Source organism: Pseudomonas sp. m6p, from assembly GCF_055760375.1.
This window is the reverse complement of the sequence record NZ_CM147084.1, coordinates 3,055,134-3,078,940: the sequence shown is the minus strand read 5'-3', so window position 1 is coordinate 3,078,940 and position 23,807 is coordinate 3,055,134. Positions and strand designations below refer to the sequence as shown.

At 60.9% G+C, this 23,807-nt stretch carries 19 protein-coding genes; 13 read left to right on the top strand and 6 right to left on the bottom strand.

What is annotated here, in order from left to right; all coding sequences use genetic code 11:
• Positions 1–17 precede the first annotated feature (17 nt).
• Genes ACYZUM_RS13910 through tssA form a run of 3 tightly spaced genes read left to right on the top strand, consistent with a single transcriptional unit; the run spans position 18 to position 5,694 of the window.
• On the top strand, positions 18–794 hold the full coding sequence (locus ACYZUM_RS13910) for a DotU/TssL family secretion system protein (protein WP_108182982.1): 777 nt from the start codon (positions 18–20) through the stop codon (positions 792–794).
• The gene (locus ACYZUM_RS13905; protein ID WP_142580022.1) at positions 791–4,615 is read left to right on the top strand and encodes a type VI secretion system protein; all 3,825 of its coding nucleotides are present in this window, start codon (positions 791–793) and stop codon (positions 4,613–4,615) included. The genes ACYZUM_RS13910 and ACYZUM_RS13905 overlap by 4 nt, the downstream gene beginning before the upstream one ends.
• Entirely contained in the window at positions 4,612–5,694 is a 1,083-nt protein-coding gene (tssA, locus tag ACYZUM_RS13900) for a type VI secretion system protein TssA (RefSeq protein ID WP_108182980.1), read from the top strand. The genes ACYZUM_RS13905 and tssA overlap by 4 nt, the downstream gene beginning before the upstream one ends.
• Here the strand turns inward: tssA and ACYZUM_RS13895 are convergent.
• Positions 5,691–6,659 (bottom strand): 2-hydroxyacid dehydrogenase, encoded by a 969-nt coding sequence (locus tag ACYZUM_RS13895; RefSeq protein WP_041067386.1) that lies wholly within the window; start codon positions 6,657–6,659, stop codon positions 5,691–5,693. The two genes, tssA and ACYZUM_RS13895, sit on opposite strands and share 4 nt — an antisense overlap.
• A 195-nt stretch (positions 6,660–6,854) precedes the next feature.
• On the bottom strand, positions 6,855–7,238 hold the full coding sequence (locus ACYZUM_RS13890) for a tautomerase family protein (protein WP_108182979.1): 384 nt from the start codon (positions 7,236–7,238) through the stop codon (positions 6,855–6,857).
• Between the two features lie 473 nt (positions 7,239–7,711).
• Between ACYZUM_RS13890 and ACYZUM_RS13885 the strand changes: the two genes are divergently transcribed.
• The 3 genes from ACYZUM_RS13885 to ACYZUM_RS13875 all read left to right on the top strand — a co-directional run bounded on the left by ACYZUM_RS13885 (position 7,712) and on the right by ACYZUM_RS13875 (position 11,220).
• Positions 7,712–7,882 carry a hypothetical protein gene (locus tag ACYZUM_RS13885; protein WP_174377316.1) on the top strand — a complete coding sequence of 57 codons (171 nt, stop codon included), beginning with the start codon at positions 7,712–7,714 and terminating at the stop codon, positions 7,880–7,882.
• Positions 7,883–8,135: 253 nt separating this feature from the next.
• Positions 8,136–9,416, top strand: coding sequence for an HAAAP family serine/threonine permease (locus ACYZUM_RS13880; protein WP_041067380.1), 1,281 nt, complete (start codon positions 8,136–8,138; stop codon positions 9,414–9,416).
• 151 nt (positions 9,417–9,567) lie between these two features.
• Positions 9,568–11,220, top strand: coding sequence for a SulP family inorganic anion transporter (locus ACYZUM_RS13875; RefSeq protein ID WP_108182978.1), 1,653 nt, complete (start codon positions 9,568–9,570; stop codon positions 11,218–11,220).
• A 159-nt stretch (positions 11,221–11,379) separates the two neighbouring features.
• Here the strand turns inward: ACYZUM_RS13875 and acnB are convergent, their stop codons facing one another.
• Positions 11,380–13,989 (bottom strand): bifunctional aconitate hydratase 2/2-methylisocitrate dehydratase, encoded by a 2,610-nt coding sequence (gene acnB / locus ACYZUM_RS13870; protein WP_047293641.1) that lies wholly within the window; start codon positions 13,987–13,989, stop codon positions 11,380–11,382.
• A gap of 467 nt (positions 13,990–14,456) precedes the next feature.
• On the opposite strand from acnB, the gene ACYZUM_RS13865 reads away from it, so the two are divergent.
• Positions 14,457–14,927 (top strand): DUF1289 domain-containing protein, encoded by a 471-nt coding sequence (locus tag ACYZUM_RS13865; protein WP_007965774.1) that lies wholly within the window; start codon positions 14,457–14,459, stop codon positions 14,925–14,927.
• Between the two features lie 208 nt (positions 14,928–15,135).
• Here ACYZUM_RS13865 and ACYZUM_RS13860 read toward each other — a convergent pair whose 3' ends face one another.
• Positions 15,136–15,999 (bottom strand): universal stress protein, encoded by an 864-nt coding sequence (locus ACYZUM_RS13860; RefSeq protein WP_041067371.1) that lies wholly within the window; start codon positions 15,997–15,999, stop codon positions 15,136–15,138.
• A gap of 159 nt (positions 16,000–16,158) precedes the next feature.
• Between ACYZUM_RS13860 and ACYZUM_RS13855 the strand changes: the two genes are divergently transcribed.
• From ACYZUM_RS13855 to ACYZUM_RS13845, 3 genes are all read left to right on the top strand, one after another.
• Positions 16,159–16,767 carry a MiaE family protein gene (locus ACYZUM_RS13855; RefSeq protein ID WP_108182977.1) on the top strand — a complete coding sequence of 203 codons (609 nt, stop codon included), beginning with the start codon at positions 16,159–16,161 and terminating at the stop codon, positions 16,765–16,767.
• Between the two features lie 218 nt (positions 16,768–16,985).
• The gene (locus ACYZUM_RS13850; protein ID WP_027613172.1) at positions 16,986–17,693 is read left to right on the top strand and encodes a response regulator; all 708 of its coding nucleotides are present in this window, start codon (positions 16,986–16,988) and stop codon (positions 17,691–17,693) included.
• Positions 17,694–18,980: an ATP-binding protein gene (locus ACYZUM_RS13845; protein ID WP_041067365.1), complete on the top strand. Its 1,287-nt coding sequence runs from the start codon at positions 17,694–17,696 to the stop codon at positions 18,978–18,980.
• Positions 18,981–19,104: 124 nt separating this feature from the next.
• On the opposite strand, the gene ACYZUM_RS13840 is transcribed toward ACYZUM_RS13845, so the two are convergent.
• Positions 19,105–19,593 (bottom strand): GFA family protein, encoded by a 489-nt coding sequence (locus ACYZUM_RS13840; RefSeq protein ID WP_108182976.1) that lies wholly within the window; start codon positions 19,591–19,593, stop codon positions 19,105–19,107.
• A 232-nt stretch (positions 19,594–19,825) separates the two neighbouring features.
• Here ACYZUM_RS13840 and ACYZUM_RS13835 point away from each other — a divergent pair, with 232 nt between their 5' ends.
• From ACYZUM_RS13835 to ACYZUM_RS13825, 3 genes are all read left to right on the top strand, one after another.
• On the top strand, positions 19,826–20,710 hold the full coding sequence (locus ACYZUM_RS13835) for a LysR substrate-binding domain-containing protein (RefSeq protein WP_108182975.1): 885 nt from the start codon (positions 19,826–19,828) through the stop codon (positions 20,708–20,710).
• Positions 20,711–20,809: 99 nt separating this feature from the next.
• Positions 20,810–21,931 (top strand): agmatine deiminase, encoded by a 1,122-nt coding sequence (aguA, locus tag ACYZUM_RS13830; RefSeq protein ID WP_108182974.1) that lies wholly within the window; start codon positions 20,810–20,812, stop codon positions 21,929–21,931.
• Positions 21,932–21,933: 2 nt separating this feature from the next.
• Positions 21,934–23,031, top strand: coding sequence for an extracellular solute-binding protein (locus tag ACYZUM_RS13825; RefSeq protein WP_108182973.1), 1,098 nt, complete (start codon positions 21,934–21,936; stop codon positions 23,029–23,031).
• Positions 23,032–23,164: 133 nt separating this feature from the next.
• On the opposite strand, the gene ACYZUM_RS13820 is transcribed toward ACYZUM_RS13825, so the two are convergent.
• Positions 23,165–23,785, bottom strand: coding sequence for a DNA-3-methyladenine glycosylase family protein (locus ACYZUM_RS13820; protein WP_108182972.1), 621 nt, complete (start codon positions 23,783–23,785; stop codon positions 23,165–23,167).
• Positions 23,786–23,807 lie beyond the last annotated feature (22 nt).

Below are 23,807 nucleotides of genomic sequence, written 5' to 3'. Positions count from 1 at the left end.
CACACAAGGAACGCAGCATGTCGGAAGGGACTGCCGGGGCCGCAACGAGAACTCTGAGTTTGCAGGACGCGCCGCTCGGCAGCGCGTTCCGGCAAACGTGGCAGCAATGGTCGCTGGACTGGAACCAGTTGCCCAAGGACAACGAGGACGAGACCGAACTGGTCGACAGCGTGGTCGAACTTTCGACCCAGGCTTCGCAACGCTTGTGGCGCACAGCGTATTCGCGGGTGGGCGATTCGGCCACTGAGCAGGTCAAGGCGCTGGTCTATGCCTTCGTTGCGCTGGTTGATGAGACCCTGTTATTCAGCCCGTGGCCGGGACAATCGGCGTGGCAGAGCAAACCGTTGGAGTCGCGTCTGTATTCCACGCGTCAGGCTGGCGAGCAACTGCCGGCGGCGATTGAAACGCTGCTCGATGAACAGCAACCGACCAGCCGCGATCTGGCCAATGTCTACCTGCAATGCCTGATCCTTGGCTTTCACGGACGACTGCGCGGCGAACACAGTCAGGCACAACTGGAAAAGTGGCGGCTGTCGCTGTTCCGCTTTGCCTGGCAAGACGAAGCCGACTACGCCGGTGTCAGTCAGCGCCTGGTGCAACCCTCGCAGGTCCCGCCGTTGCAACTGCCGGTACGCACGGCGTTGCCGGACGGATTTCGCCTGGCACTGGGGATTGTCGCAATGGTTCTGTTGCTGACTGGCATCGGCCATTTTCTGTGGCGCGACATCCGCTCTGAACTGGAACCGGTGCTGCAAATCAGCGCTTCAGTGGTGGCTCCGGAGCAAGACTCATGAGCACTTTGACGATTGTCGCGTGGGTGGTGGCGCTGTTGTTATTGCTGCTGATCATCGCGATTTTGGTGTGGTGGCTGCGGACCCAGAGCGGCGCGGCGATCCGCAGTTTCTATACGTCGGTGCGGCACATGGAGCAAGAGCAGGGCACTCAGGACCGCTACCAGATACCGTGGCTGTTGATGCTCGGCGACGAACGCCAGGGCACGCAATTGGTCAACGAATGGCACCTGCAACCCACCGACAAGCCAGCGTGGTTCGGCCGCTGGTGGTCGGACCCCGAAGGCGCGGTGCTGGTGGTGCCGCAGACTTTGTTCCTGCCCGAAGACGGCATGCACTTGCAGCGCGGAGGCTGGTGGCGTCTGCTCGGGCTGATCTTGCGCCTGCGCAGCAAACGTCCGCTGGACGGGATTATCTGGACGGTGCCAGCCAGTCGCCTGGGCAACCTGGAGCAGGCCACCCAACTCGGGCTGGCGGCACGCCGCCGCTTTATCGATCTGCTGCAGCGTTTCGGCTTGAGTGTGCCGGTGTACGTGATCATCACCGGGCTTGAAGAGCTGCCGGGATTTCAGGAGCTGATCAGTGCACTGCCCGACGAGGCCCGTGATCGCACTTTGGGCTGGTCATCGCCTTACCCACGCGATGCAGTGTGGCAGGGCCAGTGGAGCGATCAGGCCATGGATCGATTGCACCGAGCACTGGCCGAAGCGGTGATTGAGATCGGCACGCTGTCCGGGCACCCGAGCGCGGACCTGTACGCGTTGCCGGAACGTATCGAAACCTTGCGCCGTGGTTTGCAAAACGTACTGGAGCCGGTATTTCAAGGTAATGCGCAGGGCGAGGCCGCGTGTTTTCGCGGTCTTTACTTCAGTGCCAATCAGCCAGCTGACGATGCGCTTGATGGCTTTTGCGCTGACGACAGCGGCCTGCAACGCAGTGCGTTCGTGCGTCAGTTGTGGCGTCAGCGAGTGGTTGGCGAGCGGGGGCTGGCCCAGGGCGTGCCGCGCCTGTTGCGCTTGCGTCAGCGCTGGCAGCGAATCACTGCCGGCGTCGCGTTGGTGGTCGGGGTGGTATGGGCGGTGGCGATGGTCTGGATCTGGCGCGATTCGGTGCGCGATGCTCACGAACTGGCGCGGCTGATGCAGGGCGCGCAGAAGAGTTACGTCGCGGTCACCGACGAAGCGCATCGCATCGAGCCGACCCGGCGTAACGTGCAGAGCTTCTGGCGCGTGCTGGAAAAAGCCCCGCACTGGCACTATGCGTCGCTGGTGTTTCCGAGCGCGTGGTTTTCCTCTTTCGACCTGCAACTGGAGCAGGAGCTGTTCCGCTCGATCCAGCGCCATATGCTGGTACCGCTGCACGATCTGCTGGTCGCGGAGCTGGCGAAGATCAAGGCGATTCGCAGCACTGAGCGGCGTGCCAGCGTCGAGAGCGAGGACCCCGCGCAATGGCAGAACTATCAGAAGGCCACGGATCTGGTGGATCGCGCGCTGCGTCTCGAGCAGCAGAACCAGTTGTTCGGTGAAGTGCAGAATAACCAGCGGGTACCACTGGATGATCTGGTGCAACTGAGCAACAGTGCGCTGTCACTCAACCTTAACCCCGCCACATTGCCCCATGCCGCTTATTACAACCGCTTGCTCGCGGCGGGGGATGGCGGTGACTTGCAGGCGCTGGACCTGAGCGTGGAACGGCCGCTGATTGTCAGCAATTTCAACGGGCTGATGGAGCGCTGGCTCGACCAGTATTTTCTCGCCGACAACTTCGTCAGCAAGGCCGGCTACCTCAAGCTGCATTTGGAACAACTGGAGGCCGGCAGCGGCAATAGCCTGAGCGAGCTGGAAGACCTGCGCGCCCTGATCGATGACCTGCAAGCGGCGATCGCTCTGACCAACTCGACCTGGAGTCGCGGCAAGGGGCAGGAACTGGTACCGGGTTATCGCGACTTTCTCGACAAGGTACGCAAGAGCAGCTTGCTCGGGCCAGCGGTCGAACAACAACTGGACGCCCAGGCGAGCAAGTTGCAGCAGAGCTTTCGCGATCAGTGGATTGCCCAGGTCGGTTCACGCGGCAACCTGCTGGTGCAGCAGGGCAGCGGACAACTGGCGTTGCAGGATCAGGTGGTGAAACTCAACAACGCGGTGCAGGCGCTGTTCCGGCGCGATTTTGTTTCGATCGCAATGCGTGCCACGCAAGATAACGTCAACATGCAGGGCCAGACCGTTGACGGCGACGACCTTAATACCTCACTGAGCTACTTCGCCAGCTATAAAAGTTATGTCGCCGAAGAGCTGCCGCGCATCCCGCCGGTGTATCGCGATGCGCTGCTGCAAGCTGCCGAAACGGCCGCTGCACAGGCAATGTGGCTGAGTCTCAAGGATCATGACGATCAGACACATCCGTACGCGGTATTCAATGTTCAGGCCGAACAGGCCATGGCCCTGCAGAAGGCTTTTGTCGAGGTGCACCGCAGCGATCTGGCTGCGCGTCTGCAAAGCGCGTTGAACCGGCGCGCGCTGGCGCAGATCGTCAGTGGCCTGGACGAAATCACCGCGCAACCGCTGTTTGGCGGGCGCACTGAAATCAGTCAGTGGGATGGTTCGAAAAACCTTGGTCTGCAACTGTACGGCGCCAGCGATGTACAGGACTTGAAGCTGAGCCTCAAACAGCAGTTCAACACCATGCTCGGTATCACCGAACGTCGCGCGCCAGCCCTGCAATGGCTGATGACCCAGCAGGGCAACCTGTCGGTGCTGGATTACGAGCGAGTGACGCAGTTCAGCGCACTCAACGATGAATTGCTCAAGTACAAGGACGCCAACCCGGCGAGTTCTCCGGCGCAGATCGAGCAACTGGTCAGTCGTGATTTCGTCGAGATGGACACTGCTTCCTGCCTGCAGGTCCTGCAAACAGCCAACCTGACGGGCGGGCGTGGCACCCTGGCGATGCGCGCGGTGGAATTGCAGCAGTCGGCGATGCAGCGCTGCCAATTCCTGCAACAGCAGCAAGCGGCTGCGGCGTGGAATGAGCTGGCTACCTATTTCAATCAATACCTGGCCGATCGCTTTCCGTTTGCCAACGGTGTGCAGGCGCAAGATGCCGACCCGGCGCGGGTTCAGCACTTTCTCGAAATCATCGACAAGCGCCTGCCGGTGGCGCAGGCCGGACTGATCCTGAGCCAGACTCCGGAGCGCCTGGCGGCCGAAGACTTTCTCAAGCGCCTGAAGCAGGCCAGTGTGTGGCTGACGCCGCTGTTCGTGCGCGACAAGAGCGGCATTCTCGGGGTTGAAATTGATGTGCGCTGGCGCACTGATCGCGAGGAGGAGAAGGGGGCCGATCAGGTGATCGCCTGGGGCCTGTTGGCGGGCAATCAACAGGTCAACTACCCCGGTGCCGAACAGCCGAACCTGCGCTGGATGGTCGGCCAGCCGATCCGCCTGACCCTGCGCTGGGCACGTAACGGCAAAGAGCGTCCGGTCAACGATCCGTTGCAACCGAACCTGGTGGTGCGCGACCTGGAGGCGGGCTGGGAGTATGGCGGGCCGTGGTCGTTGTTGCGGCTGATGCGTGCGCATTTCTCGGTGCAGCGGCAGCCGAATCTTGATTACACCGACTTTCCACTGACGTTGCGTCTGCCGGTGACGGCGGCGACCGACAGTGTCACCAGTGAGTTCACGCGGATGTTCGTGCGCTTGTCGCTGATGAGTCAGGGCTCGAAATTGCCGCTGGCGATCTCGCCGCTGCCGACCCGCGCACCGCGCTCGCCGTATCAACAGACCGGCGCCACCGCCGCGCTGGATGCCCGCAACGAGGAGGGTTTGTGAGCCTGCCATCGACGACTCTGCCGGACCTGATCGATCAGTTGCTGGCGCCCATCACTGCCGAGCAGCCCTGTGGGACGGATTTGCGTTACGAACGTGAGTACGATCAGTTGCGCGATTTGCGCCGCGAGGACGACACCAGCCTGCCGACCGGGGTCTGGCAGTCGGCAGTCAAGCGGGCGAACTGGCCGGAGCTCGAAGCGTTGACCACGGTCTTGCTGCTGGAGCGCAGTAAGGACCTGATGCTCGCCGCGTGGCTGGGCGAGGCGTGGCTGCATCTGCAGGCACTGGATGGTTTGCCCGGCAGCCTGGCGCTGATCGCCGGCCTGTGCGAACGCTATCCCGAGCACCTGCATCCGCAGGCCGAGGACGGTGATCAGTCGTGGCGGGTCATTCCGCTGGAATGGCTAGTGCGGCGCTACAGCGATGTTCTGCTGACGCGAGTGCCGCTGTTCGGCACGAATAACAGTGATTTCGAGGTTTACACCCTCGATGTCTGGCGCCGCTTGCAGGTGCAGCAAGTCAAGGCCAATGACAGCAAAAACGCCAAGGCCTCGTCTGACGTCGCGCGCAACGAACAGAAGAAACTCGACGATCAAATACGCGTCACGCCCATGGCGTTCTGGCTGCGCATGCAGGGTAACTTACTGCTGAGCCTGCAGCATCTGCAGCGACTGGACGCCTGGAGCGATGCGTATCTTGGCGATCAGGGGCCGGGATTTCGCCCCTTGCAGGAAACCATTCAAGCGTTGCTGACACTGGTTCAGGAGTTCATTGCCATGCACCCGCAACAACCGGCACCACCGCCTGCGGTAGTTGAGGCGCCTGTCACCGAGGTTCACACGCGCGAAGCAGCGTCGGTCGCACAGATTTTCCGTGAGCCGGCCAGTCGTGAAGAGGCTTACCGCCAATTGCTGCTGATTGCCGAATACTTGGCCCGCACCGAGCCCCACAGCCCGGTGCCTTACCTGATTCGGCGCGGGGTAGAGTGGGGCAACAAGCCGTTGAGTGAATTGCTCGGCGAATTGATCAGCGCCGACGCCGAGTCGCGACGTTTGTGGACCTTGCTCGGCGTGCTTTAGTGCACGCGTTGATTGCCCAGTTTCGGCGGTAGCTCAACCGGCGTCAGCACCGGTTGCCCCGAAAAGAATGCCATCAGGTTTTTCCCCACCAGTTCCACCGTACCTTGTGTGGCTTCCGGCGACAGACCGGCGACATGCGGCGTGAGAATCACATTGTTCAGGGTTTTCAGCGCATCCGGCACCTGCGGTTCGTGATCGAACACGTCCAGCGCAGCCCCGGCAATCCGTCGTTGCTCAAGTGCGCTGATCAACTCGGCCGTGGCGATCACGCTGGCCCGGGCGATATTGACGATGAAACCGGTCGGGCCCAGAGCATCAAGTACCGGGCGCGTCACCAGATGCTGGGTGCCAATCCCGCCCGGCGTGGCGACGATCAGAAAATCCGAGGCCCGCGCCAGTTCGGTCGGCGTGGAGCAGAACGCATAGGGCACATCACTGCGCAGCTGCCGGTTGTGGTAACTGATCTGCATGTCGAAACCAAGGTGAGCACGCTTGGCAATCGCCATGCCCACCGCCCCCAGGCCGAGAATCCCCAGGCGTTTATTGGCCAGCGACGGGCGCATGATCTTCGGCCATTCACCCCGGCGCACCGCCGCGTCGCAGCGCGGAATGTCGCGTACCAGTGCCAGCAGCATGGCCAGGGCATGGTCGGCCACCGACGAGGCGTTGACCCCGGCGCCGTTGGTCACGGTAATCCCGCGATCGCTGGCGGCCTGCAGGTCGACGTGTTCGTAACCGGCACCGATCACGGTGATGATCTTCAGCGCCGGCAGGGCGGCGATTTCCTCGGCGGTCAGGCCCAGCGGGCCACGAGTCAGTACAGCGTCGATCCGTGCCCCGTGGGTGGCGATGGCTTGCGCGCGTTCGGCAGGGGTTGGCGCGAGGATCAGATGAAAGCCCTGATGCTCGAGAATCGGCAGATAGTCATTGATGGTTTCAACCAGTACCAGAACGGTGGCGGGCATTGCGCGGCTCCTGTGATCAATGGCGGTTCGGTCGCGAATATCGTGTCAGAGTGCTGATTCCAGAGCGCTTTGGCAATGATGGCCGCAGCCCCGCTTCAGCCAGTGTAGGAGCTGAAACGGGGAGCGCGCGGGCGCTTCGTCAGAAGCTCGACCCGGTATCGTTGATCGGCTGCACGAAGGCGCCAACGAGTCCAGTCAACTGGCGTATTGGGCGATGCCGTTGCCGAACGACCAGTTTTCCTTTTTGACTTCCACCAGATTGATGAACACGTCTTCCAGGCGAATGCCCAGTTGACTGTTCAGGCTGTGCGCGATGGTCTGGTACAGGGCTTTTTTCTGCTCCAGCGTCCGGCCTTCATTGAGGGTGATCTGGATGATCACCAACCCATCGCTGCGCTGAATGCCCAGGTACTGCGGGTCGAAGATGAAATGCTCGCCGTCGTGCTCGTTGAGGATCTGGAAGTTGTCGTGCTCCGGCACGTTGATGGTGCTGCGCATGGCGGCGTAGATCTGCTCGCCGATGCGTTTGGCGAAGGTGGGATCAGAGTGCTTTTTGATTTCGACGCGGACGAGGGGCATGGGCAAAGACTCCGTGGGGCAAGGGACTCCTCTCACGCTAGAACATGTCGGCCAGATTGAAAGTGTGGGGTGATGAGCTCGCCGCTGTTTTTGTACGAGGCTACCTACGTTTTTCGCGGATTTTGCCTACGAATTTGGCAGATGCGTCTGCTACCGGAATGGTGATGAGCAAGCAATCATGAGGCACAAAGCAGCTCGGGTAGTGACTACCAACAGCCAAGGAAGGCAAATGCTTCAAAACAATCGAGAACACCTGGAACTCGAAAGGATAATGAGTGAAATACGGAAACTGGCGGCCGAGAGAAAAAAGCTTATCGCGGAAGAAAAGAAGTTGAGGTGGGATACGTATTTTTATCCGTTTGCGGTAGTCACTGGGGTGTTGACCGCAACAGCGGCCGTAGTAGGACTTTCACTCAAGTTTTAAGTGTTCGCGTTTGTACCATTCAACCCCACTCTCTAAGAAGGAAATCACCATGAGTACATTTGACCGTCAGGCCATGATTGAACGGGCAGATCGAGAATACGATGAGGACGTTGAAAGAATGCGCATCAAAAACAAGGGCGATATGTACCCAATCTGGGGAATGCTGGCGTTCGGCCTGTTTTGCATGTCACTCGGATTTCTCCTGGCTCGATCAATCTGATCAGGCCTTGCCGGTGGATTTGGCGCTGGAGCTTGTCGAAAAGCGACATTTCACGTATCCGAAGCCGACAGCTATTTTCCCGAAAACGACAACCCACTGATCTGCTCCGTACAACCATTCCTCAGCTAAGTCTTTGCTTCTGCTCATTTATCACGGAGAATCGCGCCTCTGTTTCGGCCGGAGCATGTCTGTCGGTTTTTTTCGACGCGTCCCGACCGAGTGGCAAGTGACCGGAATGCGGAGATCCGACCGGATGAATGATCAGGCCAATAGCGTCGACGAACGCTATGAAGCGGCAGCACCAGCTGAACTGTCGAGCTGGAATCGCCATGACACCACGTGGATGTTGGGACTGTTCGGGACGGCCATTGGCGCCGGTACCCTGTTTTTGCCGATCAACGCCGGTCTGGGTGGCTTCTGGCCGCTGGTGATCCTCGCGCTGCTGGCCTTCCCGATGACGTTCTTTGCCCACCGAGGCCTGACCCGCTTCGTCCTCTCCGGTCGCGAAGGCGCCGACATCACTGACGTGGTCGAGCAGCATTTCGGCATCAAGGCCGGTGCGCTGATCACCCTGCTGTACTTCTTCGCCATCTTCCCGATCCTGCTGATCTACAGCGTCGGCCTGACCAACACGGTCGCCAGTTTCCTGGAACACCAACTGCACATCACGCCGCCACCGCGCGCGCTGCTGTCGTTCGTGTTGATCCTCGGCCTGCTCGCCGTTGTACGTTGCGGCGAGCAGGCCATCGTCAAGGCGATGAGCCTGATGGTGTATCCGTTCATCGTTGCGCTGCTGTTCCTCGCGGTGTACCTGATTCCGCACTGGAACGGCGGCATTCTCACCACCGCCTCGCAAGTGCCGGCACCGTCGGCGCTGCTGCACACACTGTGGCTGGCGATTCCGGTCATGGTGTTTTCGTTCAACCACTCGCCGATCATCTCGGCGTTTGCGGTGGATCAGAAGCGTCGTTACGGTGTCAACGCTGACCAGCGCAGCTCGCAGATCCTCTGCCGTGCCCACCTGTTGATGGTGGTGATGGTGCTGTTCTTCGTCTTCAGCTGCGTGCTGACCCTGTCGCCGGAACAACTGGCCGAAGCCAAGGCGCAGAACCTGTCGATCCTGTCCTACCTGGCCAACCACTTCAGCAACCCGACCATCGCGTTCGCGGCGCCGTTGATTGCGTTTGTGGCGATCTCCAAGTCGTTTCTCGGTCACTACATCGGCGCCAGCGAAGGCCTCAAGGGCCTGATCGTCAAGAGCGGCAAGCGTCCGGGCGCCAAGGCGCTGGATCGCATCGTGGCGGCGTTCATGCTGGTGGTGTGCTGGATCGTCGCAACCCTGAACCCGAGCATTCTCGGGATGATCGAGACCATCGGTGGCCCGGTGATCGCTGCGATTCTGTTCCTGATGCCGATGTACGCGATCCGCAAAGTACCGGCGATGGCGCGCTATCGCGGTCAGGCGTCGAACGTGTTTGTCACCGCCGTAGGTCTGGTGGCGATTTCGGCGTTGATTTATTCGCTGACTGCTTGAAGATCAAGAGATCGCAGCCTGCGGCAGCTCCTACAGGGTTTGTGTATACCTGTAGGAGCTGCCGAAGGCTGCGATCTTTCGCTTTTCAGCTACAGTAGGCCGCTGCGCATCTCTCATGCACAGCGGCTTTTTTTCGTCTGGAGACAGTGGATTGTCGAGTACGGCCCAACCGGTAGAACCCACCAATCGCTGGCGTGACATCCTCGCCGGCCTGTCGATTGCCGGGCTGCTCTTGCCCGAAGCGGTCGCCTATTCGACCATCGCCGCGCTGGCGCCGCAGGCCGGCGTGATTGCCCTGTTTGCCGGATTGCTCTGCTACGGGCTGTTTGGCACCAGCCGCTTTGCCATTGTCTCGGCCACGTCTTCGTCAGCGGCGGTGCTGGCGGCGACCACCGCGACCATGGCCAATGGCGACCCGCAGTTACGCGCGACGCTGGCGGTCGGCTTGGTACTGGTCACCGGTGGGCTGTTCTTGCTGGCGGGGATCTTTCGCTTCGGCAGCGTGACTTCGTTTATCGCCAAACCGGTATTGCGCGGTTTCGCCTTCGGCCTGGCGCTGACGATCATCCTCAAACAGGTCGCCAGCGTGGTCGGCGTGCACCTGACCGACGCCAATCTGGTGCGCTTCGCCCCGCAATTGCTCGAACAACTGCCGCAATGGAACTGGCCGGCGGCTGCTGTCGCTGCGGTGGCTCTGCTGTTGTTGAGCCTGTTCTCCCGTTTTCCACGGGTGCCCGGCGGTTTGCTGGTGGTAGTGATCGGTATCGTCGCCGGGCAATGGCTGAACCTGCCGGCCCACGGTGTGAAGTTGATCGGCTTGATCGACCTGAGCCTGGAAGTACCGAACCTGCCGGTGCTGCCGTTTGCCGACTGGCTGCGGCTGGGGGAGGTGGGGTTCGCGCTGGTGATGATTCTGTATGCAGAGTCGTACGGCTCGATCAGTGCGTTCGCCCTCAAACACGGTGATCGTGTGACCTCCAACCGTGATCTGCTGGCGCTGGGGGCCTCGAATCTGTTGTCCGGATTGTTCCATGGCATGCCGGCGGGGGCCGGGTATTCGGCGACGTCGGCGAACGAGGCAGCCGGGGCGACGTCACGCTGGGCCGGTGGCGTAGCGGCGCTGGTGGTACTGGTGATCGTGCTGACGGTGTTGCCATGGATCGCCCTGACGCCGGAGCCGATTCTGGCGGCCATCGTGATTCATGCGCTGGCGCGTGGCTTGAGTCTGCAGCCGCTGGGGCGCTACTTCGTCTGGCGCCGGGATCGGCTGCTGGTGATGTGCGCGGTGGGGGCGGTGCTGGTGCTGGGCATTCTCGACGGCTTGCTGGTGTCGGTGGCAATCAGCGTGTTGCTGATGCTCAAACAGATGTCGGCGGCGGACATTCAGGTGCTCGGGCGAATCGACGGCGGGCACGATTTTGTCGATTTGCAGCGACATCCAACGGCGACGGTTGAGCCCGGAGTGCTGATTGTGCGACCCAGTGAGGCATTGTTTTTCGCCAATGTGGAGCGGATTCTCGGTGCGGCGCTGCATTTGATTCGTCATTCGCAAGTGCCGCTGCACACGGTGATCCTCAGTCTGGAGGAAACCCCGGACCTGGACGGCACCAGTATCGAGGCGATGCAGGAGTTTTTCCTGCGGGTGCATCAGGAGGGCAAGCGGCTGATTCTGGCGCGGCTCAAACAGGAAGCGCTGGTCGCGTTGGAGGCGTTGCCGGAGGTAACGGCCAACGGGGTGATACTCAGCGGGCTGAGCGTCGATGGTGCGGTGCAGCAGGCCTTGAAGCCTGACGCCTCCCTGTAGGAGCTGCCGGAGGCTGCGATCTTTTGATCTTGCTTTTTAAAATCAAGAGCAAAGATCGCAGCCTTCGGCAGCTCCTACAAGGAATGATGTGGAACAGAGCACGCATAAAAAAACGCCGCGCATCTCACGATGGGCGGCGTTTTCTATTGCTTTGTAACGTCAGGCTTGAACGACCGGAATCTTGGCGTTCGCAGCCGCTTCACGGAACTCGGCGATCTGGTCGAAGGACAGGTAGCGGTAAACATCGGCCGCCATGCTGTCGATCTTGCCAGCGTATTCCATGTACTCCTCGACGGTCGGCAGGCGACCCAGGATCGAAGCCACGGACGCCAGTTCGGCCGAAGCCAGGTAGACGTTCGCGCCGTCGCCCAGACGGTTCGGGAAGTTACGGGTCGACGTCGAGACCACGGTGCTGTTCGGCTCAACGCGTGCCTGGTTACCCATGCACAGCGAGCAGCCTGGCATTTCCATGCGCGCGCCAGCCTTGCCGTAGATGCCGTAGTAGCCTTCTTCGGTCAGTTGGTGAGCGTCCATCTTGGTCGGCGGCGACAGCCACAGACGGGTTGGCAGCTGACCCTTGACCTGATCCAGCAGTTTACCGGCAGCGCGGAAGTGACCGATGTTGGTCATGCACGAACCGATGAACACTTCGTCGATCTTCTCGCCAGCGACGCTGGACAGCAGACGGGCGTCGTCCGGATCGTTCGGCGCGCACAGTACCGGCTCGTTGATGTCGGCCAGATCGATTTCGATGATTTCGGCGTATTCGGCGTCGGCATCGGCTTCCATCAGTTGCGGGTTGGCGATCCAGGCTTCCATCGCTTGCGCGCGACGTTCCAGGGTACGTGCATCGCCGTAGCCTTCGCCGATCATCCAGCGCAGCAGGGTGATGTTGGATTGCAGGTACTCGGTGATCGACTCTTTCGACAGCTTGATGGTGCAACCGGCAGCCGAACGTTCGGCCGAGGCGTCGGACAGTTCGAATGCCTGTTCCAGGGTCAGACCTTCCAGGCCTTCGATTTCCAGGATGCGGCCGGAGAAGGCGTTTTTCTTGCCTTTCTTCTCGACGGTCAGCAGACCGTTCTGGATGGCGAAGTAAGGAATGGCATGAACCAGGTCACGCAGGGTGATGCCAGGTTTCATTTTGCCTTTGAAGCGCACCAGGATCGATTCCGGCATGTCCAGCGGCATGACACCGGTGGCAGCGGCGAACGCGACCAGACCGGAACCGGCCGGGAACGAGATGCCCATCGGGAAACGGGTGTGCGAGTCACCACCGGTACCGACGGTATCCGGCAGCAGCATGCGGTTCAGCCACGAGTGGATGATGCCGTCGCCCGGACGCAGGGAAACGCCGCCGCGGGTCATGATGAAGTCAGGCAGGGTGTGGTGGGTGGTCACGTCGATCGGCTTCGGATACGCCGCGGTGTGGCAGAAGGACTGCATCACCAGGTCAGCGGAGAAGCCCAGGCACGCCAGGTCTTTCAGTTCGTCACGGGTCATTGGACCGGTGGTGTCCTGAGAACCTACGGTGGTCATTTTCGGTTCGCAGTAGGTGCCAGGACGAACGCCTTTGCCTTCTGCCAGACCGCACGCCTTGCCGACCATTTTCTGCGCCAGGGTGAAGCCCTTGGTGCTTTCAGCCGGTGCTTCCGGCTTCTTGAACAGGTCGAACGCAGGCAGACCCAGTTCGGCGCGAGCCTTCTCGGTCAGGCCACGGCCGATGATCAGCGGGATACGACCGCCGGCACGGACTTCGTCCAGCAGCACAGGGGTCTTCATTTCGAAGGTGGTGATGACTTCGTCGGTACCGTGCTTGCAGACTTTGCCGGCGTGCGGGTACAGGTCGATCACGTCGCCCATGTTCATGTTCGACACGTCGAACTCGATCGGCAGTGCGCCGGCATCTTCCATGGTGTTGTAGAAGATCGGAGCGATTTTGCTGCCGAAGCAGAAACCGCCAGCGCGCTTGTTCGGCACGTAAGGGATGTCGTCGCCGAAGAACCACAGCACCGAGTTGGTCGCCGATTTACGCGAGGAACCGGTACCGACCACGTCACCGACGTAGGCGATCGGGAAGCCTTGACCGCGCATTTCTTCGATCTGCTTCATCGGGCCGGTCTTGCCTTGCTCGTCCGGAACGATGCCGTCACGGGCCATTTTCAGCATGGCCAGGGCGTGCAGCGGGATGTCAGGACGCGACCAGGCGTCTGGTGCAGGCGACAGGTCGTCGGTGTTGGTTTCGCCGGTGACCTTGAATACGCGCAGGCTGATCTTGTCGGCCAGCACAGGGCGCTTCTTGAACCACTCGCCGTCAGCCCAGGATTGCAGCACGGCTTTGGCGTGAACGTTGCCGTTCTTGGCTTTTTCAGCCACGTCGTGGAAGGCATCGAACATCAGCAGGGTGTGCTTGAGTTCTTCGGCAGCCACTGGCGCCAGCTCGGCGTTGTCCAGCAGCTCAACGAGGGTCACGATGTTGTAGCCGCCCTGCATGGTGCCGAGCAGTTCTACAGCGCGCTTCTTGTCCAGCAGAGGGGAGGTGACTTCGCCTTTGGCCAGGGCCGACAGGAAACCGGCTTTGACGTAAGCGGCTTCGTCCACTCCTGGTGGTACGCGATTGGTGATCAGGTCAACGAGGAAAGCTTCTTCGCCAGCCGGAGGATTCTTCAGCAGCTCGACCAGGCCTGCAGTTTGTTCGGCGTTAAGCGGCTGGGGAACAATACCCAGGGCTGCACGCTCTTCGATATGTTTGCGGTAGGCTTCAAGCACAGTTATTACCCTCATCAGTGGTCCCAAATGGGTGTCCGGGACGCTCATCCCGAAACTGCCGTACTCATGCACCGCACGACGTTGTGAGTCGTTTGGCCAGAATTACCGGCAATTCCTTACAGAAGCTGCTTTCAAAGTTTTACGCCTGCAGAACGGGGAGCTGATGAGGGTTGGCGTTGGGCTTTTCCCCGCTGGAAAAACCTTTCGCCAACACCGCTCTGAAGGAACGACTGTGCTCGTGACGCTTTGAAAACAGCTTCTAACGGACATTGGCGCCTTAAAAGGCTGGCTGATTCTACGGCAAAAAAAATTTAAAGGTAAGTCGCGCTCTATTGGACTTTGGTGGCGTTGTGCACGGGCGCGCCAAACCGCGATCCAGCGCTTGCCCCTGACGTTTGAGGGGTGATCAATGGCCGACAAAGGGCTAACATGCCGACCTGTTCCGCGTTTCAGTGTTTTGCCAATTTATGCCCAATCAGACCATCAAAACCCCCTGCGTCGGCCTCTGCTCCACTGTTTACGGAGATCTGGTGTGCCGTGGCTGCAAGCGTTTCCACCACGAAGTGATCCACTGGAATGGTTACGGCGAGGAGGAAAAGCGTGCGGTGTGGTTGCGTCTGGAGCAATTGCTGTCACAAGTGATGGCGAGCAAGGTCGAGATCTTCGATCCGGCGCGCCTGCGCCAACAGCTGGAGCAGCGCAAGATCCGCTTCGTGCCGCATCAGTCGGAATATTGCTGGGCCTATCAGCTGATTGCGCGCGGGGCGCGGGTGATCATTAATCTGGAAGCCTATGGGATGGTGTTGCTGCCGGAGTTCCGCGACTGGAACCTACCGGAGTTGCGCGATGCCATTGATCGGGAATTTTTCCTGCTGTCGGAAGCGCATTATCAGCGCTATATCGCACCGGGCTTTCTCAAGGACGCCTTCGGCGCCTAGAAGCTTCGCGAGCAGGCTCGCTCCCACAATGATCGGAGTGAAATGCAAATATTGTGGGAGCTGGCTTGCCAGCGATGAGGGCGGTGCATCCAATATCAATGTTGACTGACCCACCGCTATCGCTGGCAAGCCAGCTCCCACAGGGAGCTGCATTCCTACGGTGGGAGCGAGCCTGCTCGCGAAGGCGCCGGTTCAGGCACCGTAATCCTCAGTGTTTCACCGCCAACTCCACCAGATGATCCTCAACCTCCTGCGGCTTGAGCACCAGTACGTCGCTTTCCAGTGCATCCAGCACCACTTCAGCGGTATTGCCGATCAACGCGCCTGACAACCCGCTGCGCGCCACGGTGCCGATCACGGTCACCGCCGCCTGCAGCTTGTGCGCCATGAACGGAATCAACACATCCGCCGGGCCTTCCTCGATATGCAGGTGCTCGTCGTCCACATCGAACTCGGCCTGAAACGCCTTGCACTGCTCGCGGTACCGCGCTTCGATGGTTTCCTTGAGCTGGAAGGTCGGATCCGCGGCCGAGAGCATGGGCGACGGATGCGCCGTGATCACATGCAGATGCGCCTTGGCCAGGCTGGCAATGTCGTAGCCATGATCAATGATCGTGGTGTGCAAATGCCGGTGTTCGCCATCGGCATTGCCCACGTCCACAGCCGCAAGAATCACTCGATCTTTCCAGGAGGTGGATGTTTTCACCAACAGCACCGGAGTCGGGCAGTGGCGCAGCAGTTTCCAGTCGGCCGGGGTCAGCAGAGCCTTTTTCAGCGCGCTGTCGGGATAGTGCTGTTTGATCACCAGCCCGCAACCTTCGGCCTGCTGCACGTCGATGATGGTCTCGTGCAGGCTTTCGTTCCACGCCTGTTCGGTGGTCACGCTGTAGCCATCCGCCAGCAGTGCGGCTTTGAGCACGCCAAGCATGCCGGCATGGTCGTGCTTGCGGTCACACACCAGCAGGTGCAGATGGGCCTGGGTCACGCCGGCGATCAACTTGGCGCGCTTGAGCGCCAGGCTTTCCGAATGTTCGGGTTCGATGACCACCAGAATGCTGCGAATGGCTTGCATGAGCGGAGTCTCCAGCAAAGAAAAGGCACGGCGTTGCACAACTATAGTTGCTGCTCATGCGCCTGCGACTTGATGCATATCAACGCCTGCGACTGGTGGTCTGCGGGCAGGCCGGTATAATCGGCGGCCTTTGCTCGTACACCTTTTACCGTGAGCCTCATGATCCTTCCCGAAATCCACGAATTCCTTGGCTGCCGCACACCCGACGCCTGGGTCCAGGCCGCACTGGCCGATCAGGAAACCCTGCTGATCGACCACAAGAACTGCGAGTTCAAGGCCGCCAGCACCGCGCTGAGCCTGATTGCCAAGTACCATTCCCACGTCGACCTGATCAACATGATGTCGCGTCTGGCCCGGGAAGAACTGGTGCACCACGAACAGGTCATGCGCATCATGAAACGCCGCAAGATCGAGCTGCGCCAGCTGCACGCCGGGCGCTACGCCTCGGGATTGCGCAAAGTGGTGCGCAGCCACGAACCGGTGAAACTGGTGGATACGCTGGTGGTCGGCGCATTCATCGAAGCGCGCAGTTGCGAGCGTTTCGAAGCGCTGGTGCCGCATCTGGACGAAGAACTCGGCAAGTTCTATTTCGGCCTGCTGAAAAGCGAGGCGCGGCACTTCCAGGGTTATCTGAAACTGGCTTACCAGTACGGCGACGCGAAGGACATCGCTCAGGTGATCGACAGGGTGCGTGCTGCCGAGCAGGAACTGATCGAGTCGCCGGATGAAGAGTTTCGCTTCCACAGCGGTGTGCCGGCTGCCGCATAACCTGTAGGAGCTGCCGAAGGCTGCGATCTGTTGATCTTGTTTCAAAAATCAAAAGATCGCAGCCTTCGGCAGCTCCTACTTGTTAAAAACTCTTAAGAGTATGAAATATCACCAAAAACCGGCCCCTGCGGCCGGTTTTTGCTGCCCGAAACAACGCCTCGCCGACGATTGCCGCCATACTGTCGACCATTTCACACATGGGTTGGCAGACGGTCGTTATGGATAACCTGGGTTTTGGCAAAGTCTTGCTGGTCGAAGACGATGAACGTCTGGCCACGCTGATTGCGCACTTTCTCGAGCAGCATGGCTACGAGGTGCGCGCGGTGCATCGCGGCGATCTGGCGGTGGCCGCGTTTCTCGAATTCCAGCCCAAAGTGGTGGTGCTTGATCTGATGCTGCCGGGGCAGAGCGGGCTGCACGTGTGCCGGGAAATCCGCAGCGTGTCGGACACGCCGATTGTCATCCTCACCGCCAAGGAAGACGACCTCGACCACATTCTCGGCCTGGAATCCGGCGCCGACGATTACGTGATCAAGCCGATCAAACCGCCGGTATTGCTCGCTCGACTACGCGCCTTGCAGCGTCGGCAGATGCCGGAGGCCGGCGTGGTCAGTGCGCTGGAATTCGGTCGCTTGAGCATCGACCGCAGCTGCCGCGAAGTGCGGCTGGCTGGCGAGATCATCGAAATGACCACCATGGAATTCGAGCTGCTGTGGCTGCTGGCCAGCGCCGCCGGCAAAACCCTGTCCCGCGATGACATCCTCAACCGCATGCGCGGTATCGCCTTCGATGGGCTCAATCGCAGCGTCGACGTGTACATCAGCAAGTTGCGCAACAAGCTCAAGGACAATCCCCGTGAGCCAGTGTGCATCAAGACCGTGTGGGGCAAGGGTTACCTGTTCAATCCATTCGCGTGGGAGCTGTAGATGCTGCGGTTATTCCTCGGGCTGTTTCTGGTGATGACGGTGGGCCTGGTCCTGGCCCTGCAAACTGTCGAACACACCTTCAACGCGTTGCTCGACAACCAGATGCAGGCCTACAACCGTGAGGCGGTGCGCGGGCAGGCGTGGTCACTGGTCGAGCACATGCGCGATCAGCAAGGCGCGGCGCGTGAACAGCAGCTGGAAGCGTTGCGCCCGCACTACGGCTTGTCGCTGAAGCTGATCGAAGCCGATCAACTGGACCTCAGCACCGAGGAAAAGGCCGAGCTGGCGCAAAACCTGTTGGTGATCCGCGACAACTACACCCAATTCATCAGCAACATCGACGGTGGCTCGCAACTGCTCAGCATCAAGCTGCCGCCCGAACCGAGCCTGATGCCGTTCTACATCGCGGTGGCTTACGCGATGCTCGCGGTGCTCATCGGCATCGTCCTGTTCTTCTGGGTACGCCCGCACTGGCGCGATCTGGAAAAACTGCGTCTGGCCGCCGAGCGCTTTGGTGATAACGATCTGTCGGTGCGCATTCAACTGTCGAAACGCTCGAACATCCGCGATCTGGCGGAACACTTCAACCTGATGGCGGCGCGTATCGAGAGCCTGATCGCCAATCAGCGCGAGCTGACCAACGCGGTCTCCCACGAATTGCGTACGCCAATTGCGCGGCTGTCGTTTGAACTCGACCAGCTCAAGCAACAGCCGGACGCCAGCCAGAACCGCGAACTGATCGCCGACATGTACGCCGACCTCGGCGAGTTGGAAGAAATGGTCTCCGAACTGCTGACCTACGCTAGCCTCGAACGCGGTGCGACGGTGATCAAACGCGAAAACATTCAAGCGGCCAACTGGCTCGACAGCGTGGTCGGCAGCGTTGCGCTGGAGGCGGAAGCGGCGGGGGTGCAGTTACTGATTGGTGACTGCCGGCTCGACACCGTGCGCATCGAGCCGCGGTTCATGGCGCGGGCGGTGATCAATCTGCTGCGTAACGCCATTCGTTATGCCGAGCAGCGAGTCGAAGTGACGCTGGTGCGCAGCGGCGATTACTACGAAGTGCGGGTCAACGACGATGGCCCGGGGGTGCCGGTGGAGGGCCGGGAGAAAATTTTCGAACCGTTCTCGCGGCTGGATGCCAGCCGCGACCGTCGTACCGGTGGCTTTGGGTTGGGGCTGGCGTTGGTGCGACGGGTGTCGCAGTCCCATGGCGGGCAGGTCGAGGTCGGGGAATCGGTGTGGGGTGGGGCGTCGTTCCGGATGACCTGGGCGCATCTGGACTGATCTGCGTTGTCGGTTCCAGCCCTATCGCTGGCAAGCCAGCTCCCACAGGCTTTGTGTACGCCCCGGAACCTGTGGGAGCTGGCTTGCCAGCGATAGGGCCATCAAAGCCAGCGCAAATCCATGCTCATTTGACCAGCCCCAAGCGCTCATGCCACTGCGCAATCGACTCCTCGGGATACACCGCAAACTGCTTGTCCTTGGGCTTCGCATCCACTTCGACCCAGGGCGCCTTCGACCCCAGCATCAAATGCGTGTGTTGCGGCGGTACCGGCAGCGGCGTATCGATGGCCGAGGCGAACGGGTGGATCAGCTCCGGCCACTCAGGGCTGAACAACCATAAACCGCTGCCGCACTGTGAGCAGAAATGCCGTTCGGCCGTGCTGCGATGGGCACGTTTGTCACCTTCGTCCTTCATCCTGGCGTGGTAGATGCTGATGTGCTTGCGCCCCTGAACCTTGAGGCTGGCCGCGTCGCCACCCAGGTTGATCGCGTAACCGCCACCGCCCTGGGTCTTGCGGCAGATCGAGCAGTAGCAGCGTTGATAGGGATAGGGATGGGCGCTGGTCAGGCTGAAGGTAACGGCGCCGCAGTGGCAAGAGCCTTCGAGGTGCATGCTGGGCCTCCGGTTGGCTGGATGGGTTTGAATGAGCCTAGAAGAATTGTGTGAATGTGCCGACGCCATCGCTGGCAAGCCAGCTCCCACAGTGATTTTTTGGTGTGCGCGGCTTTGCCATTCGACACAAAACCTGTGGGAGCTGGCTTGCCAGCGATGAACGATAACGCGGAGCCACTGGACGCCTGCTCAAGGCCCGGTCAGCATGTCCCCAAAAAAGGCACCCCAACCCATGCGAAGACTCCCCTCACTGGCCGCCCTCAGAACCTTCGAATGCGCCGCCCGCCACGCGCATTTCGGCCGGGCTGCCGCCGAGTTGTGCGTCACCGACAGCGCGGTCAGCCACCAGATCCGTCAGCTCGAAGAGCAGCTCGGCGTCTCGCTGTTCATCCGCGAAGGCCGGCAGATCCGCCCGACCATCGCCGCCGGGCGCCTGATGCAGAGCCTGCAGCAGGCCTTCGAATTGATCGGCGAGGCCTGCGATGAACTGCGCGATCCATCCTCGCTGGCGGTCGTGCGTCTGGCGGTCACCGCCGAACTGGCGCAGAAGTGGCTGATGAACCGCCTCACTGATTTCTATGCGCGCTATCCGCACATCACCCTGCATCTCTACGAACAGCCGATCGACGCCAGCGCGCCCGGCGAGGACATCGATCTGGCGATCACCTACGGCATCGGACCTGCAGACAGCAGTTCCTACTTCGTGCGGCCGTTGCCAGCGCTGCAATTCTTCCCGGTGTGCAGCCCCGGGCTGTTCAACCAGGGCGCTCTGAAGTCGCCGAAGGACCTGGTGCGCCATTGCCTGCTGCACGACGATCAGGATGGCAAGACCTGGACAACGTGGCTCACCAGCCACGCCGGCGATCTGCGCCCGCAGCGTCAGTTGTATTTCGCCCATGCCGGTCTGGCGCTGGAAGCGGCGGCGCAGGGGCAGGGCGTGGCGATGGGCGACAACCTCACCGCGCACGAGGACCTGCTGAGCGGGCGACTGGTGCGGCCGTTCAACGCGAGCATGACCGCGCTCGGCCAATACGCGCTGGTCTGCGAGCGGCTGCGGCTGGAGCGTCCGGCGGTGGCGCAGATGCTCGAATGGTTCAACGATCAGTTGAGCGATTGATGAGTTGAATTCAACGGTTCCGCAATAATCATCGTTGGCGGGCCTGCCGTCCGCGACCTTAGCCTGTGGTCATTCCCCAACCCAAGACGAGGTTTGACCATGGCACGTTTGCTCGACTCCACCCCCAAACACGACGGCTTCCGTCTGCCCGGCGAATTCGAAGCCAAATCCGGCTGCTGGCTCGGCTGGCCGGAGCGCACCGACGTGTGGCGCAACGGCGCGAAACCGGCGCAGAAAGTCTGGGTGCAGATCGTCACCGCCATCTCCCACAGCGAACCGGTCACGGTCTGCGCCTCCGCCGCGCAATTCGCCACGGCGCGTCGGCAATTGCCGCCGCAAGTGCGCGTGGTCGAGATGACCTGCAACGACACCTGGTTTCGCGACAGCGGCCCGTGCTTTGTGGTCAACGATGAAAGCGGCGAAGTGCGTGGCGTCGACTTCGAATTCAACGCCTACGGCGGCCTCGACGGTGGCCTGTATTACCCGTGGGACAAGGACGACCAGATCGCCAGCAAGATCCTCGAAATCGAACGCTTCGACCGTTACCGCGCACCGCTGATTGCCGAACTCGGCGGCATCCAGAGTGACGGTCAGGGCAGCATCCTCACCACCGAACAGTGCTTGCTCAACCGCAATCGCAACCAGCATCTGGGCAAGGCCGAGGTCACTCGGCGCCTGACCGATTACCTTGGCGCCGAACAGGTGATCTGGCTGCCACGCGGCTGCAAGTTCGACGAAACCGATGGCCATGTCGATGACCTCGCGTGCTTCGTGCGCCCCGGCGAAGTGGTGCTGCAGTGGACCGACAACCGCGATGACCCGCAATGGGAAATCTATCAGGAGGCCTACGACATCCTGCGCAGCACCCGCGACAGCCGTGGCCGCGCGTTGATCGTGCACAAACTGCCGCAACCGGACGTGCTGGAATGGACCGCCGAGGAAGCCGAAGGCCTCGATCAGCAGGACAACACCCATACCCGTCAGGCCGGCACCAGAATCTGCGCGTCGTACATCAACTACTACGCCGGCAACAGTTCGATCGTGGTACCGCTGTTCGGTGATCGCAACGATCAGGTGGCCATGGCGACGCTCGCCGAACTGTTCCCGCAGCACAAGATCGTCGGCATCGAAAATTCCCGGGAAATCCTCCTCGGTGGCGGCAACGTCGCGTGCATCACCATGCCGCAATACGCCGGCGCGCCAAACATCAAGGGGGTGTGATGATGGGCCTGCACAAACTGACTCAAGCGTTATTGCTGGTGCTTGCACCCCTGTGTGTGCAGGCCGCCGACACCGCCAGACCGGTGGTCAATCTGTACATCTGGGGCGAGTATCTGGCCCCGGATACGCTGAAGAATTTCGAGGCGCAGACCGGCATTCAGGTGGTTGCCGATCACTTCGATTCGCTGGAAACCGTGGAAACCAAACTGCTCACCGGGCGCAGCGGTTATGACCTGGTGCTGACCGCCGGCCAGCACCTGTCGCGGGCCATCGAGAGTGGCGCGATCCAGCCGCTGGACAAGGCGCAAGTGCCGCACTTTGCCGGGGTTGGCGAGGAGTTTCGCCAGCACATGGCGGTGTTCGATCCGGGCAACCGCTACGCCGGGATTTACGCCTGGGGCACCACGGGGGTGGGCTATCAGGAACAGGCGATCAAGCAGCGTCTGCCGCAGGCGCCGACCGACAGTTGGGCGATGCTGTTTGACCCGGCCGTGGTGGCGAAATTTGCCGATTGCGGGGTAAGTCTGCTCAACGATCCGAACGAAGTGTTCGCGGCGGTCATGAAGTACATGGGCCTGGACATCAACCGGCAGAACCTCGATGACCTGAAACTCGCCGAGCAGCAACTGGCGAAGATCCGCCCGTACATTCGCTACTTCGACAACGACCTGAACATCAGCGACCTGGCCAACGGCAACACCTGCGTGGCGATGTCGTGGAACGGCAACGTGGCGATTGCAGCAGGGCAGGCGCAAGCGGCGAACAAGCCGTTCCAGCTCAGCTACCGCATCCCCAAAGAGGGCACGTTGATCTGGTTTGACGCCATGGTCATTCCCAAGGATGCGCCGCATCCGCAGGCCGGGCTGGCGTTGATGGATTATCTGATGACGCCTGAGGTGATCGCGCCGATCACTGACACCATCCACTACGCCAATGCGATCACGGCGGCAGATGCTTTGGTTGACGCGTCGATCCGTAATGATCCGGGGACGTACCCGTCAGCGGCGGTGCGGGCTTCGCTGTACAGCAAGAACGACAATGGCAAGGCGTTCAATCGGGCTTTGATTCGGGCGTTCAGCAAGTTGAAGTCAGGTCTCTGATTTGAGGTTGAATCAAATGGTGCCTTCGCGAGCAGGCTCGCTCCCGCCTTTGCAACGCATTCCCCTGTAGGAGCTGCCGCAGGCTGCGATCTCTTGAAAAGCAAGATCAAAAGATCGCAGCCTGCGGCAGCTCCTACAGGGTTTTTGGTACGCGCCACAAATACCAGGCCGCCACCGTCCGATACGGGCTCCACGCCAAGCCGATCTCGATCATCTGCTTGCGCGTCGGCTGCACCTCCAGCCCCTTCAATCGGCGATAGCCCTCGCGCACGCCAAAGTCATCCGCTGGCAAAATATCCATGCGTTCCAGGCTGTAGATCAGCAGCATCTCCACCGTCCAGCGGCCAACCCCGCGCAGGCTGACCAGACGCTCGATCAACGTCTCGTCGTCCATCGCCAGCGCGGTGGGGTAGTCCGGTACCACGCCGTCCAGCGTTGCCTGGGCGATGCCCTGAATCGTTGCAATCTTGCCCGCCGAAAAGCCGCAGCCGCGCAGTCGATCAAAGTCGGTCGCGAGAATCTGTTCCGGCCGGGGAAACGTCTGCCCGGGAAACAGCGCCACCAGACGCCCGACAATCGCGTCCCCGGCCTTGACGTGCAGTTGCTGATAGGCAATCGCCCGCACCAGCGACTGATACGGATCACGCGTCGGGTGCGGTTGATGCAGGCAGGGGCCGACGGCGGCAATATGGCGCTGCCAGTCTGGGTCAAGTGCGGCCAGATGTTCGCTTGCCGCTTGATAGCACTCAGTCATGATCTTTCAGCAAACATCGCCA

Bases quoted from the DNA above. Each gene is read 5' to 3' on its own strand.
- ACYZUM_RS13910 (WP_108182982.1), top strand. From the start codon at position 18: ATGTCGGAAGGGACTGCCGGGGCCGCAACGAGAACTCTGAGTTTGCAG.
- ACYZUM_RS13905 (WP_142580022.1), top strand. From the start codon at position 791: ATGAGCACTTTGACGATTGTCGCGTGGGTGGTGGCGCTGTTGTTATTG.
- ACYZUM_RS13895 (WP_041067386.1), bottom strand. From the start codon at position 6,659: ATGCCCGCCACCGTTCTGGTACTGGTTGAAACCATCAATGACTATCTG.
- ACYZUM_RS13890 (WP_108182979.1), bottom strand. From the start codon at position 7,238: ATGCCCCTCGTCCGCGTCGAAATCAAAAAGCACTCTGATCCCACCTTC.
- ACYZUM_RS13885 (WP_174377316.1), top strand. From the start codon at position 7,712: ATGAGTACATTTGACCGTCAGGCCATGATTGAACGGGCAGATCGAGAA.
- ACYZUM_RS13880 (WP_041067380.1), top strand. From the start codon at position 8,136: ATGAATGATCAGGCCAATAGCGTCGACGAACGCTATGAAGCGGCAGCA.
- ACYZUM_RS13865 (WP_007965774.1), top strand. From the start codon at position 14,457: ATGCCCAATCAGACCATCAAAACCCCCTGCGTCGGCCTCTGCTCCACT.
- ACYZUM_RS13860 (WP_041067371.1), bottom strand. From the start codon at position 15,999: ATGCAAGCCATTCGCAGCATTCTGGTGGTCATCGAACCCGAACATTCG.
- ACYZUM_RS13855 (WP_108182977.1), top strand. From the start codon at position 16,159: ATGATCCTTCCCGAAATCCACGAATTCCTTGGCTGCCGCACACCCGAC.
- ACYZUM_RS13850 (WP_027613172.1), top strand. From the start codon at position 16,986: ATGGATAACCTGGGTTTTGGCAAAGTCTTGCTGGTCGAAGACGATGAA.
- ACYZUM_RS13845 (WP_041067365.1), top strand. From the start codon at position 17,694: ATGCTGCGGTTATTCCTCGGGCTGTTTCTGGTGATGACGGTGGGCCTG.
- ACYZUM_RS13840 (WP_108182976.1), bottom strand. From the start codon at position 19,593: ATGCACCTCGAAGGCTCTTGCCACTGCGGCGCCGTTACCTTCAGCCTG.
- ACYZUM_RS13835 (WP_108182975.1), top strand. From the start codon at position 19,826: ATGCGAAGACTCCCCTCACTGGCCGCCCTCAGAACCTTCGAATGCGCC.
- aguA (WP_108182974.1), top strand. From the start codon at position 20,810: ATGGCACGTTTGCTCGACTCCACCCCCAAACACGACGGCTTCCGTCTG.
- ACYZUM_RS13825 (WP_108182973.1), top strand. From the start codon at position 21,934: ATGGGCCTGCACAAACTGACTCAAGCGTTATTGCTGGTGCTTGCACCC.
- ACYZUM_RS13820 (WP_108182972.1), bottom strand. From the start codon at position 23,785: ATGACTGAGTGCTATCAAGCGGCAAGCGAACATCTGGCCGCACTTGAC.